General features: G+C 69.5%; 10 protein-coding genes. All 10 read right to left on the minus strand.

Going from position 1 to position 13,831, the window contains the following annotated elements; genetic code table 11:
- Positions 1 to 130 (minus strand): pyruvate kinase (locus tag G9373_RS14655; protein WP_167115575.1); only part of this gene is annotated, 130 nt, incomplete at its 3' end.
- 37 nt (positions 131 to 167) lie between these two features.
- On the minus strand, positions 168 to 1,670 hold the full coding sequence (locus G9373_RS14660) for a glutamate synthase subunit beta (RefSeq protein WP_005260358.1): 1,503 nt from the start codon (positions 1,668 to 1,670) through the stop codon (positions 168 to 170).
- Positions 1,663 to 6,246, minus strand: coding sequence for a glutamate synthase large subunit (gene gltB / locus G9373_RS14665; RefSeq protein WP_167115578.1), 4,584 nt, complete (start codon positions 6,244 to 6,246; stop codon positions 1,663 to 1,665). The genes G9373_RS14660 and gltB overlap by 8 nt, the downstream gene beginning before the upstream one ends.
- Before the next feature lie 275 nt (positions 6,247 to 6,521).
- Positions 6,522 to 7,367: a TM2 domain-containing protein gene (locus G9373_RS14670; RefSeq protein ID WP_167115581.1), complete on the minus strand. Its 846-nt coding sequence runs from the start codon at positions 7,365 to 7,367 to the stop codon at positions 6,522 to 6,524.
- A complete protein-coding gene (gene lgt / locus G9373_RS14675) occupies positions 7,360 to 8,418 on the minus strand; it encodes a prolipoprotein diacylglyceryl transferase (RefSeq protein WP_167115584.1) in 1,059 nt (352 codons plus the stop codon). The genes G9373_RS14670 and lgt overlap by 8 nt, the downstream gene beginning before the upstream one ends.
- Entirely contained in the window at positions 8,415 to 9,218 is an 804-nt protein-coding gene (gene trpA / locus G9373_RS14680) for a tryptophan synthase subunit alpha (protein WP_005247486.1), read from the minus strand. The genes lgt and trpA overlap by 4 nt, the downstream gene beginning before the upstream one ends.
- A complete protein-coding gene (gene trpB / locus G9373_RS14685) occupies positions 9,215 to 10,534 on the minus strand; it encodes a tryptophan synthase subunit beta (RefSeq protein WP_005260350.1) in 1,320 nt (439 codons plus the stop codon). The genes trpA and trpB overlap by 4 nt, the downstream gene beginning before the upstream one ends.
- 62 nt (positions 10,535 to 10,596) lie before the next feature.
- Positions 10,597 to 11,406, minus strand: coding sequence for an indole-3-glycerol phosphate synthase TrpC (trpC, locus tag G9373_RS14690; protein ID WP_005260348.1), 810 nt, complete (start codon positions 11,404 to 11,406; stop codon positions 10,597 to 10,599).
- Between the two features lie 86 nt (positions 11,407 to 11,492).
- Positions 11,493 to 12,197, minus strand: coding sequence for a TIGR02234 family membrane protein (locus G9373_RS14695; RefSeq protein WP_005564104.1), 705 nt, complete (start codon positions 12,195 to 12,197; stop codon positions 11,493 to 11,495).
- A complete protein-coding gene (locus G9373_RS14700) occupies positions 12,194 to 13,780 on the minus strand; it encodes an anthranilate synthase component I (RefSeq protein WP_039951282.1) in 1,587 nt (528 codons plus the stop codon). Before G9373_RS14700 ends, G9373_RS14695 begins: the two co-directional genes overlap by 4 nt.
- Positions 13,781 to 13,831: the final 51 nt, after the last annotated feature.

Below are 13,831 nucleotides of genomic sequence, written 5' to 3' on the forward strand. Positions count from 1 at the left end.
GGTCGGCGTGTTCGCCGTGGCTGAAATTCAGCCGCGCCACGTCCATACCGCTTTCGACGAGCTCGCGAATACGGTCACCGGTGGCGGTAGCAGGTCCAAGTGTGCATACGATCTTCGTGCGTCGGTTCACGGCCTCGAGCCTAGTCGTCCCGCGCGCCCTTCTCCATTTAGACGACTGCCAGCGGGAGCGCCGTCGGATGCACCGGCGACGGGAGGTCCGACGCCCCGGTCAGATACACGTCGACGGCGTGCGCCGCGGACCTGCCCTCCGCGATCGCCCACACCACGAGCGACGCGCCGCGGTGCGCGTCCCCGCAGACGAAGACCCCGGGTGCGGTGGTCTGCCAATCCGGTCCGCAGGAGAGCGATCCGCGCCGGGTGGGCGACAGCCCGTAGTCGTCGAGCAGCGGTCCGAGATCGACACCCTCGAATCCGATCGCGAAAAGCGCCAGTTCGCAGGGCAATTCGATCTCCTCGCCGACCGGCGTGATGATGCGTGTGCCGTCCTCGCGGGTGACCCGGACCTCGGCGAGGACCATGGATCGGACGTTCCCGTTCTCGTCACCGAGGAAGCGTTGCACCGCGACCTGATACCGGCGGACACCGCCCTCGGCGTGCGCGGGCGACGTGCGCAGCACCATCGGCCACGCCGGCCACGGCGTCGCGGCCTCGTCCCGTTCCGTCGGCAACTCCGGGTTGTAGTCCAGCTGGGTCACCGACAGCGCGCCCTGGCGGTGCGCCGTTCCGAGGCAGTCGGCCCCGGTGTCGCCGCCGCCGATGATGACGACGTGCTTGCCCTTGGCGGTGATCGTCGCGGGACCGTCACCCTCGCATTCCTTGTTCGAGGTGACGAGGTGTTCCATCGCGAGGTGGATCCCGTTCAGCTCCCTGCCTTCGACGGTCGTGTTGTCACGGCCCCGGAGCGCGCCGATCGCGAGCACGACGGCGTCGAAGTTCTCGCGCATCTGCTCCACGGTGAGGTCGACGCCGACCTCGCAATCGGTGACGAAGTGCGTTCCCTCGGCGCGCATCTGCATCAGGCGCTGATCGAGGATCGCCTTCTCCATCTTGAATTCCGGGATGCCGTACCGCAGCAGTCCCCCGAGCCGGTCGTCGCGCTCGTAGACGGTGACGTCGTGCCCCGCCCGGGTCAGCTGCTGTGCCGCCGCGAGACCGGCCGGACCGGAACCGACCACCGCGACCTTGCGGCCCGTGGCGATCATCGGCGGCTTGGGCACCACCGTGCCGGACTCCCACGCGACGTCGGCGATGGCCTGTTCGATCCGCTTGATGGTGACGCTGCCGGTCGTGTGGGTGTCGGCGAGGGCGAGCACACACGCCGACTCGCACGGCGCCGGACACACCCGCCCCGTGAACTCCGGGAAGTTGTTCGTGGCATGCAGGCGTTCACTGGCCGCCGACCAGCGGCCGCGCCGCACCAGGTCGTTCCACTCCGGGATCAGGTTGCCCAGCGGGCAGCCCGCACTTCCCGAGTGGCAGAACGGGATTCCGCAGTCCATACACCGTGCGGCCTGCTCGGACACCTCGGCGGCCCGCTCCGCCGGACTCTGCGGCGCGTACACCTCGTGCCAGTCGTGCACCCGCTCAGCGACCGGACGCTTGCGCGCCTCCTTCTTGACGATGTGCAGAAAGCCCTGTGGATCAGCCACGTGCCGCCTCCATGATCGCAGTGTCGACGTCGAGTCCCTCGGCCTTGGCGATCCGGGTCGCGTCCAGCACCCGCTGGTAGTCCACCGGCATCACCTTGGTGAACAACGCGGAGCGCCGGGGCCAGTCGGCGAGCACCGACGCCGCCACCGCGGAACCGGTCCACCGGTGGTGGCGGGTGACCGCGCCGCACAACCAGTCGAGGTCGTCCGGGTCGGGTTGCAGGAGCTTCACCATCGCCGGGTTCACGTCCTCGGGGTCGAGGTCGAGGACGTAGGCGATGCCGCCGGACATCCCGGCCGCCATGTTCCGGCCGGTCGGGCCGAGGATCACGACCCGCCCGCCCGTCATGTACTCGCAGGCGTGGTCGCCGACGCCCTCCACGACGGCCGACGCACCGGAGTTGCGCACCGAGAAGCGTTCGCCGACGCGGCCCCGGAGATAGAGCTCGCCCGAGGTGGCGCCGTAGAGCAGGGTGTTGCCTGCGATCACCTGGGTTTCCGGAACGAACAGGACGTCGTCGGCGGGACGGACCACGATCCGCCCGCCCGACAACCCCTTGCCGACGTAGTCGTTGGCGTCACCGGTCAGGTCGATGGTGATACCCGGCGGCAGGAACGCGCCGAGCGACTGCCCCGCCGAACCCGTGAACGTGAGCCGGATCGTGTCGTCCGGCAGCCCGGCGGCGCCGTACCGGCGGGTGACCTCCGCACCGAGCAGCGTGCCGACGGTCCGGTTGACGTTGCGCACCGGCATCTCGATCTCCACGGCGTGCGCGTCCTCGAGGGCACCCTCGGCCAGCTGGATGAGCGTCCGGTCCAGCGCCCGGTCCAGTCCGTGGTCCTGATCGCGGTCCCGGCGCCGCTGCGGCAGCGGAGCCCCGTCCGGCCCGGTGGGCACGGCGAAGATCGGGGTCAGGTCGAGTCCGCGATTCTTCCAGTGCGCGATCCCCTGCGCGGTCTCGAGGACATCGGCGTGACCGACGGCCTCGTCGATGCTGCGGAACCCGAGGTCCGCCAGGTACCGGCGCACGTCCTCGGCGACGAAGCGGAAGAACTCCTCCACGAACTCCGGTTTGCCGGTATACCGCTTGCGGAGTTCCGGGTTCTGGGTGGCGACACCGACCGGGCAGGTGTCGAGGTGGCAGACCCGCATCATGATGCAGCCCGCCACGATCAGCGGGGCCGTCGAGAACCCGAACTCCTCCGCACCCAGGAGCGCCGCGACCACGACGTCCCGCGCGGTGCGCATCCCGCCGTCGCACTGGACGGTGATGCGGTCGCGGAGACCGTTGAGCACGAGTGTCTGCTGGGCATCGGCCAGCCCGATCTCCCACGGCGCCCCGGCATGCTTCATCGACGTCAGCGGGGTGGCGCCGGTTCCGCCGTCGTTCCCGGAGATCAGGACCACGTCGGCGTGCGCCTTGCTGACGCCGGCGGCGACCGTTCCCACACCCACCGAGCTGACCAGCTTCACGTGGACCCGGGCCCGGTCGTTGGCGTTCTTCAGGTCGTGGATCAGCTGGGCGAGATCCTCGATCGAGTAGATGTCGTGGTGCGGCGGCGGCGAGATCAGCCCGACCCCCGGCGTCGAGTGCCGGGTCTCCGCGACCCACGGGTACACCTTGTACGCCGGCAACTGGCCGCCCTCACCGGGCTTGGCGCCCTGCGCCATCTTGATCTGGATGTCGCTGGCGTTGATCAGGTAGTCGCTGGTGACACCGAACCGCCCGCTCGCCACCTGCTTGACGGCGCTGCGGCGCGACGGATCGTAGAGACGGTCGACGTTCTCGCCGCCCTCGCCCGTATTGGAGCGTCCGCCGAGATTGTTCATCGCGACGGCCATCGTCTCGTGAGCCTCGGCGGAGATCGAGCCGTAACTCATCGCGCCGGTGTTGAACCGGGTGACGATCCGCTCGACCGGTTCCACCTCGTCCAGCGGCACCGGCGGGCGCACACCCTCCCGGAACGTGAACAGGCCGCGCAGTGCGCCACCGGCCTCGGCCAGGCGGTTCACCTCCTCGCTGTACTTCGCGAACACCGTGTGCTGACCGGTGCGGGTGGCGTGCTGCAGCAGAAACACCGTCTCCGGGGTGAACAGGTGCAGTTCGCCGTCGCGGCGGAACTGGTACTCGCCGCCGTCCTCGAGCCGCCGGTGGGCGAACTCGGCCGGGTTGTCCGGGTACGCCTGCCGGTGACGGACGGTGACCTCGCGGGCGATCTCGTCGAGACCGGCGCCGCCCAGCTTGCTGACGGTGCCCGTGAAGTACTCGTGGACGAGATCGCGGTCCAGGCCGATCGCCTCGAACACCTGCGCCGCGGTATACGAGCCGACGGTGGAGATGCCCATCTTCGACATCACCTTGAGCACACCCTTGCCGAGAGCGGTGAGATAGTTCCGCACGGCGATCGTGTGCTCGACGCCGGTGAGTTCGCCCTCGGACACGAGGTCCTCGATCGACTCCATCGCGAGGTACGGGTTGACGGCCGCGGCCCCGTACCCGATGAGCAGCGCCAGGTGGTGGACCTCGCGGGCGTCACCGGATTCGACGACCAGCGCCACCTTGGTGCGTTCCTTGGTCCGCACCAGGTGATGGTGCACCGCGGCGACCGCGAGCAGCGACGGGATCGGCGCGCGGGTGTGGTCGGAGTCACGGTCCGAGATCACCAGCGTCCGATAGCCGTCCGCGATCGCGGCGCTCGCCTGAGCCCGCAATTCCTCGATCGCCTCGGCCATCCCCGCACCGCCGCGTTCCACGTCGTACAGCGCGCGCAGCACCGCCGCGGCCAGCCCCGGATGGTTGCCGTCCGCGTTGACGTTGATGATCTTGTTCAGCTCTTCGTTGTCGAGCACCGGCCACGGCAGCACGATCTGCCTGCACGACGCCGCGGTCGGCTCGAGCAGGTTCTGCTCCGGTCCCATGACCCGCGACAGCGACGTCACGATCTCTTCACGGATCGCGTCGAGCGGCGGATTCGTGACCTGCGCGAACAGTTCGACGAAATAGTCGTAGAGCAGCCGCGAACGCTGCGACATGACGGCGATCGGGGTGTCCGTCCCCATCGAGCCGAGGGGCTCGCCGCCGGACGCGGCCATCGGCGCGAGCAGGATCCGCAGATCCTCCTCGGTGTACCCGAACGCCACCTGCCGTCGCACCACCGACTCGTGGTTGTGCTGCGCGTGCGGGCGATCCGGCAGCGTCTTCAGTTCGAGCAGACCGGCGTACAGCCACTCCGCGTACGGCCGCTCCGCCGCGAGCCGCATCTTGATCTGCTCGTCGGGCACGATCCGGCCCTCGGACGTGTCGACCAGGAACATCTGCCCCGGTTCGAGGCGGCCCTTCGCCACGACCTCCGCCTGCGGGACGTCGAGGACACCGCTCTCGCTCGCGAGGACCACCCGCCCGTCGACGGTCTGCCACCAGCGTCCCGGACGCAGGCCGTTACGGTCCAGCACGGCGCCGACCACGGTCCCGTCGGTGAACGTCACACACGCCGGTCCGTCCCACGCCTCCATCAGCGACGCGTGGAACTGATAGAACGCCCGGCGTTCGGGGCACATCGACGAGTCGTTCTCCCACGCCTCCGGCACCATCATCATCACCGCGTGCGCCACGCTGCGGCCGGCGAGGTGCAGCAATTCGAGGACCTCGTCGAACGACGCCGAATCCGACGCGTCGGGTGTGCAGATCGGATACAGCCTGCGCAGGTCGCCCGTGATCACCGAACTCGACAGCAACGCCTCGCGGGCGCGCATCCGGTTCCGGTTGCCGCGGACCGTGTTGATCTCACCGTTGTGCGCGACGAACCGGAACGGATGCGCGAGCGGCCAGGACGGGAACGTGTTGGTCGAGAACCGGCTGTGCACGATCGCGATCGCACTCGCCATCCGCGGGTCGCGCAGGTCCGGGAAGTACCGGGACAGCTGGGACGTGGTCAGCATTCCCTTGTAGACGACGGTCCGGCTCGACAGGGACGGGAAGTACACGCCGCTGCCCTCGGACTCGACCTCGGGAGTGACCTGCTCGGCCCGCTTACGCAGCGCGTAGACAAGGCGGTCGAGTGCCAGCTCGCCGGGCCGGATCCCGCCGACGGCGGGTGCGGTGACGAACAACTGGCTCATGTGCGGCGCGCAGGCCCGGGCCGTGGAGCCGACGTCCGCGCCGTCCGGATCGACGGGCACCCGACGCCAGCCGAGGATCTCGAGCCCCTCCTCGGCCGCGAGGTCGGACACGCGTCGTTGCGCCGCCGCCCGTGCCTGCGCGTCCTGCGGGAGGAAGCAGATTCCCGCCGCGTACGTGCTGCCGCCGTCCTCGAGCGGCGCCGGGAGATCGAAGTCGACGACGTCCCCGAAAAATTCGGTGGGGAGCTGGAGGAGGATGCCGGCGCCGTCGCCGCTGTTCGGTTCCGATCCTGCCGCACCGCGGTGCTCGAGATTCTCGAGTGCGAGGAGTCCGTCGGAGACGATGGAGTGTGAGCGGCGGCCGTGCACGTCCGCGACCATGGCGACGCCGCAGGAATCGACTTCCTGGTCCGGGTCGTACAAGCCCTGGGGACCAGGCAACTGAGAGAACAGCACCGATATACCTCCACATCGGCCAGGAAGACCACCAGTGTGTGCGCTCCGCACGTGCTGTCGGCGGCCTCCGCTAGCGGGGTCGCCACGACGGGCGCTAACTGCTTTTCGGGGGTCTACCGGGACAGCATCGGCCCGTGAAGGTTGTAACCGGACATACACCCGGCGCGCTCAGCTTACCAGGACCGATACCTCGCAAGATATGCCGAATCCGGCCCCGGACAGCACTGTGGCCCGTGTCGCATCAGCAACACGGGCCACAGTTCGGTCGGGGATCGTCACTGCTCCCGCAGAGGTCGTCCGTACTTGTCCTTCACGCTTCCGGTCAGCATCATGATGCCGTCGACCAGCGGCCAGATTCCGCCGATTCCACAGGTGAGCCACGTGACGGCGATCTGCGCCACGGCGATGCCGGGCTGGTTCAGGTAGAACCGTCCGACTCCGAAACCGCCGAGGAAGATCTGCAGCAGGCCGGCGGTCAGCTTGGACTTGTCGGAGTACGGCTCACCCGTCAGCGGGTGCCTGCCGAACGGCGCCGACGGATCGGCGTACGCGTTGTAGCCGGCGGGGGCGTATCCGGGCGGCGGGAACCCCTGCTGGGGGTAACCCTGCTGCTGTCCGTACCCCGGCTGCTGGTACCCGGGCTGCTGGTAGTCCTGCGACGACTGCGGAGCCGCCCCGTACTGCGCGCCGTAGTTGGGGTCGGGTGCGCCGTAGGTGGGACCGTCCGGTTGCTGCTGGGGCTTCTCGTACCCGGTGTAGGGCGCTGTCGGCGAAGTCGGCTCGCCCACGTTCGGGAACGGGGCCGTCGGCTCGGTGCCGCTCGGCGACGGGTAGGTGGGCGTGGACCCCCAGCCCGGGCCGTTACCGACACCGGAGTAGGTGTCCCAGCCCGGTCCGGTGCCGGTCGAACCCGGTGACGGTGTCGCGTCCGACGTGGCCGGCGGCTGGGACAGCGAGGCCTCGGCGGTGGCGTCGTAATCGAAGGGTGAGCCGAACTCGGGCGGCGGGCTCGACTCGGTGCTGTTCTCGGTGCCGTCGCTGCTCTTCCCCAGGTCGACCTTGTGTGCGTCCTCGGATGCACCCTTGCCGGAATCGTCGGATGCTTTCCCCGGTTCAGTCATTCGCGTCATCCTTCTTGCTGTCGATGGTCTTCGTGCCCGCCTCGCCGCCGGTACTCGCAGTACTCGCGGCCTTGTCGTCCGATACCGGCTCCGATGCGGGCGCGTCCTCGTCCGTGCCCTCGTCCTCGACGTTCTTCTCGGGCTCCTTCTCCATGGTCTCGCTATCGACCGGTTCGCCGTCGGCAGGCCGCAATTCGGCCGGGTCCTCACGGCCCTTCGTCGCGGCGAAGAAGTACACCAGGGCCGCGACGAACACCAGGGCGGAGGTGAACGAGTTCACGCGGACACCGGCGATGAGGCTCGCATGATCGCTGCGCATCAGTTCGATCCAGAAGCGGCCGGCGCAATATCCGGCCACGTACAGGGCGAAGAGGCGGCCGTGACCGATGCGGAAGCGGCGATCGACCCACACGAGCAGGAGAACGATCAGCACGTTCCACAGCGCCTCGTACAGGAACGTCGGATGCACCACGAACGCGACCTCGCCGGTCGACACCCCGTCGATCAGCTGCGGTGACACCTGGCCCACGTCGTTGCGCCGCTCGAAGATCTCGAGCCCCCACGGCACGTCGGTCTCGCGACCGTAGAGTTCCTGGTTGAAGTAGTTTCCGAGCCGGCCGATCGCCTGCGCCAGCAGGATTGCGGGCGCGACCGCGTCGCCGAGCGCAGGCAGCGGGATGCCGCGGCGACGACAACCGATCCAGGCGCCGACGCCGCCGAGCGCCACGGCGCCCCAGATGCCGAGGCCGCCCTGCCACACCTTCAGGGCGTCGACGGGGTCGCCGCCCTCCCCGAAGTACGTCGGCCAGTCGGTCATCACGTGGTAGAGACGGCCGCCGATCAGGCCGAACGGCACCGCCCAGATGGCGATGTCGAGGACGGTGCCCTTCTCGCCACCGCGGGCGACCCAGCGACGGTCACCCCACACGATCGCGACGACGATCCCGACGATGATGAACAGCGCGTACGCGCGCAGGGCCACCGGTCCGACATACCAGACCCCTTGAGGCGGACTCGGAATGTAGGCCAGTATGTCCACAGTGGAAGTCACGACGCCACGGTAGCGGAGCGAACGCCCTCGGCGAGTTCCTTCGTGAGCGAGCGCACCGCGTCCAGACCGCTCTCCGCGGCCGTGACCAGCGCAGATCCGACGATGACCGCGTCGGCGTACGCGGCGATCTCGGCGGCCTGCGCGCCGGAGCGGACACCCAGTCCGACACCCACCGGGATGTCCGAGTGGGCGCGGATGCGGGCCGTCAGCTCGGGTGCCATCGACGACACCGCGTCACGGGCGCCGGTGACACCCATCGTGGACGCGGCATACACGAAGCCGCTGCTGGCGTCGAGGGTCATCGCGAGGCGTTCCTCGGTCGACGACGGCGCCACCAGGAAGATCCGGTCGAGGTCGTGTTCCTTCGACGCGGCGATCCACTCGCCGGCCTCCTCGGGGATCAGGTTGGGCGTGATCAGGCCGAGGCCACCCGCGCTCGCCAGGTCGCGGGAGAACTTGTCGACCCCGTACTGCAGGACCGGATTCCAGTACGTCATCACGACGGCCTTGCCGCCCACGGAGGCGATCGCCTCGACGACGGTGAACACGTCACGCACCCGGACACCGTTCCGCAGCGCCGTCTCGGCCGCCGCCTGGATGGTGGGCCCGTCCATCACCGGGTCGGAGTAGGCGATGCCGACCTCGACGATGTCGCAACCGGATTCGACCATCGCCTTGAACACGTCGATGGACTCCTGCACGGTGGGGAAACCGGCCGGGAGGTACCCGACGAGCGCGGCGCGCTTCTCCTCGCGGCACTGCGCGAACGTCGGGGCGAGGCGCGAGAGTCGTTCGCTCACTTGGCCGAACCTTCCTTGTCAGTCGTGGTGGTCTCGGTCGAATCGTCGGGATCGAACAGTCCGAACCACTTGGCGGCCGTGTCCATGTCCTTGTCGCCGCGCCCGGACAGGCTGATGACGATGATCGCGCCCTCCCCCAGTTCGCGGCCCAGTCGCAGCGACCCGGCGACGGCGTGGGCGGACTCGATGGCGGGGATGATGCCCTCACGCTCGGACAGCAGACGCAGCGCGTCCATGGCCTCCGTGTCGGTGACCGGCTCGTAGGTGGCGCGGCCGATGTCCTTGAGGAGCGCGTGCTCCGGTCCGACACCGGGGTAGTCGAGGCCCGCGGAGATCGAGTGCGACTCGATGGTCTGGCCGTCCTCGTCCTGCAACAGGTACGAGTACGCGCCCTGGAACGCGCCCGGGGTGCCCGCCGCGAACGTGGCGGCGTGCCGCCCGGTCTCGACGCCGTCACCGGCGGCCTCGTAGCCGACCAGCCGCACGGCCGGGTCGTCGAGGAACGCGTGGAAGATGCCGATGGCATTGGAACCGCCGCCGACGCACGCCGTCACCGCGTCGGGCAGCCGGCCCGTCAGCGCCTGCACCTGGGCACGCGCCTCCAGGCCGACCACGCGCTGGAAGTCGCGGACGATGGTCGGGAACGGGTGCGGCCCGGCAGCAGTGCCGAAGCAGTAGTACGTGTTGTGGGCGTTGGTGACCCAGTCGCGCAGCGCCTCGTTGATGGCGTCCTTCAGGGTCCTCGACCCCGACTCGACCGACACCACCGAGGAGCCCAGCAACCGCATGCGGGCGACGTTCAGCGCCTGCCGCTCGGTGTCGACGGCACCCATGTAGATGACGCATTCGAGGCCGAGGAGCGCGCAGGCGGTGGCGGTGGCGACACCGTGCTGGCCGGCGCCGGTCTCCGCGATGATGCGGGTCTTGCCCATGCGCTTGGCGAGCAGCACCTGACCGAGCACGTTGTTGATCTTGTGCGAGCCAGTGTGGTTGAGGTCTTCGCGCTTGAGGATGAGCCGCGCCCCACCGGCGAACTCGCTCATCCGTGTCGCCTCGAAGATCGGGGACGGACGGCCGGTGTAGTCGCGCTGGAGACGATCGAGTTCGTTCAGGAACGCGTCGTCGGCGCGGGCCTTCTCGTACTCGGCGGTGACCTCCTCGATCACTGCCATCAGGGCCTCGGGCACGTGCCGTCCGCCGTACACGCCGAAGTGTCCTCCGGCGTCGGGGTCGTGCGTCGTGCGCTCGGCGATTCCGGCGCTGGCAGTCGGCAGATTGCCACCCTTGAAGACGGTTTCCTGATTACGTGAAGTCACAGGTCCAGTCTGCCCCAACGCCGGGTTCCGCCGCCGTCCGGGTCAGTTCCTCCGGCGCAACGTCAGCGTGACGGCTTGGGGCAGGACGGGTGAGCGCCGGCGTTGACCAGATCGGCCACCGCCTTGCGCGGATCCCCGCTGGTGACGAGGCCTTCGCCGACCAGCACCGCGTCGGCTCCCGCACCGGCGTAGGCCAGCAGGTCGGCCGTGCCGCGCACACCGGACTCGGCGATCTTGATGGTCTCGGTGGGCAGCCCGGGAGCGATCTCGCCGAACGTGTTCTTGTCGACCTCGAGCGTCTTGAGATTGCGGGCGTTGACACCGATGACCTTTGCGCCCGCCTCGAGCGCACGGTTGGCCTCTTCCTCGGTATGGACCTCGACGAGGGCCGTCATGCCCAGCGACTCGGTGCGGTCGATCAGCGACGCGAGCGCGTCCTGCTCGAGGGCGGCGACGATGAGCAGCACGACGTCGGCGCCGTGCGCGCGGGCCTCGTGGATCTGATACGGCCCGACGATGAAGTCCTTGCGGAGGATCGGGATGCTCACCGCGCGGCGGACCGCGTCGAGGTCCGCGAGGGACCCCTGGAACCGGCGCTCCTCGGTGAGCACGCTGATCACCCGGGCACCACCGGCCTGGTAGGCGGCGGCCAACTCGGCGGGATCGGTGATGTCGGCGAGCGCGCCCTTCGAGGGGCTGGCCCGCTTGACCTCGGCGATGACTCCGATGCCCGGCTCGAGCAGGGCGGCCGCGGCATCGAGGGCCGGCGGTGCGGCAGCGGCGGCAGCCTTGACTGCGGCGAAGTCAAGGACGGCTTCGCGGGCGGCGACGTCGGCGCGCACCCCGTCGAGAATCGAGTCGAGAACGGTCATCGTGGCCCGAGTCCTTTCTGGGCAGAAACCCGATGTGAGGAACATCATCAGGGGTGAAGTCAGCCTAGATGGCACTCTGATTCTGTTTACGTTCGGGTCCCCGGGTCTTTGTCCGGTCCGTCAACTTGGTCGACAGGTTCGGCTTTCTTGTCTTCCACCGTGGGGTCCTCCCCCGCATCCAGGGCATCCCAGAGCATGCGCTGGGTAACGGGCCCCTCGGCGGAATCGGTGCCGGCCTTCTTCGCCGCGTCCCGACGCGCACCGGGGCTGTCGTACTTGGAGGAGAGCCCGGCCCGCACCCGCGGACGGCGGACGAGTTCCACCGCGGCGGCAAGCGCCGCCAGGGCGCCCACCAGCGCGAGAACGGCGGGACCGACGTGCACGGACACCGACTGGACCTCGGCGCGGCCCGGCAACTCGGCCAGCCGGCCCGCCTCGTCGCCGGAGGCGCCCGAGACGATCAACCCCACCGCGGGGACCGCGGCCGCGACGGCCACGACCGCGACGAGGACACCGAGCACCCGCAGCGCCCAGCCCTTCACGGCGAACGACGCGGCGATCGCGGCGACCAGGGTCAGCGCCAGCGGCGTGAGCGCCGCGGCCCACGTGCCGCCGACGAGCGCCGACGTGCGCTCCTCACCGAGTCCGTCGGAGGAGGTGACCTCCACCCACGTCATCCGGGAGGCACCCCACAGGCACACCGCGGCGACCGCGAGCAGCAGCACCGAGATCATCGACCGGCGACGTCCCGCCTGCCCGGGTTCCCGGGCCGTCTCCGACGCGTCACTCACTGCGTGTCGCCTCCCAGGGTCCGGAGCGTGTGTGCCGCCGCGATCGCGCTGAGCACCGCCATCGCCTTGTTCCGCGCCTCGGTGTCCTCGTACTCGGGGTTCGAGTCGGCGACGACACCCGCACCCGCCTGGACGTACCCGATGCCGTCCTTGATCAGCGCGGTCCGGATCGCGATGGCGGTGTCGGCGTCGCCGGCGAAGTCGAGGTACCCGATGATGCCGCCGTAGATGCCCCGGCGCGTGGGTTCGAGTTCCTCGATCAGCTGCATCGCCCGGACCTTCGGCGCGCCCGACAGGGTGCCCGCCGGGAAGCACGCGGTGACGGCGTCCAGGGCATGCTTGCCGTCCGCGAGGTGACCCGTGACGGTGGAGACGAGATGCATCACGTGGCTGTACCGCTCGATGTGGCGGTAGTCGTGGACCTTCACCGTGCCCGGTTCGCACACGCGCCCGAGGTCGTTGCGGCCCAGATCCACGAGCATCAGGTGCTCCGCGTTCTCCTTCTCGTCGGCGAGCAGGTCCTTCTCGAGCAGGATGTCCTCCTCCTCGGTGTGCCCGCGCCAGCGGGTTCCCGCGATCGGGTGCGTGGTGGCGACGCCTTCCGACACGGTCACCAGGGCCTCCGGGCTCGAACCGACGATGGAGAACGCCGTTTCGCCGTCGCCGTTCGGCACGTTGAGCAGGTACATGTACGGGCTGGGATTGGAGGCGCGCAGCATCCGGTAGACGTCGATCGGGTCCGCGGTGCAGTCGATCTCGAAGCGCTGCGACAGCACGACCTGGAAGGCCTCGCCCGCCTCGATGTCTCCCACGAGCTTCTGCACGTCGGCGCCGAAGCCCTCGGTGGTGCGCTGACGCCGGTAGTCGGGGGCGGGCTTTGCGAACGTGGACACGGTCGACGACGCCGGGGCCGACAGGGCGTGCGTCATCCGGTCCAGCCGCTCGACCGCGGAGTCGTAGGCCTCGTCGACGCGTTCGTCGGTGCCGTCCCAGTTGACCGCGTTGGCGATCAGGGTGATGGCGCCCTCGTGGTGGTCGACGGCCGCGAGGTCCGTCGCCAGCAACATGACCATCTCGGGGATCTGCAGATCGTCGGTGGCGTGCTCGCCGATTCGCTCGATCCGGCGCACCGCGTCGTATCCGAGGAAGCCGACCATTCCGCCGGTCAGCGGCGGCAGGTCGGGCAGCCGCTCGCTGCGGAGCAGTTCCAGCGTCTGGCCGAGGGCCGCGATCGGATCGCCGCCGGACGGTGCGCCCGCGGGAACGTTGCCGTACCACGCGGCCTCGCCGTCGACGACGGTGAGCGCAGCGGGACTGCCCGCGCCGATGAACGACCACCGCGACCACGATCGGCCGTTCTCCGCCGACTCGAGCAGGAAGGTCCCCGGCCGGTTCGCCGCCAGCTTGGTGTACGCCGACAGCGGAGTTTCCGCGTCAGCCAACACCTTGCGCGTCACCGGGACCACCCGGTGTTCGGCGGCGAGAGCGTGGAACTGCTCGCGCGTGGTGGTCGAGTCGGACCCGCCGTCGGCCGGGGTGGCGGCGGACTCGGGTGCGGGAATCGTGGTGGGCTCGCCGTGCATGCCGACCATCATCCCAGGCGCACTCGTCGTGTCTGCGTGCGCGGGTAGCCT

It is taken from the genome of Rhodococcus sp. A14 (assembly GCF_011603105.1).
In the GTDB taxonomy this organism is placed as follows: Bacteria; Actinomycetota; Actinomycetes; order Mycobacteriales; family Mycobacteriaceae; genus Rhodococcus_F; species Rhodococcus_F opacus.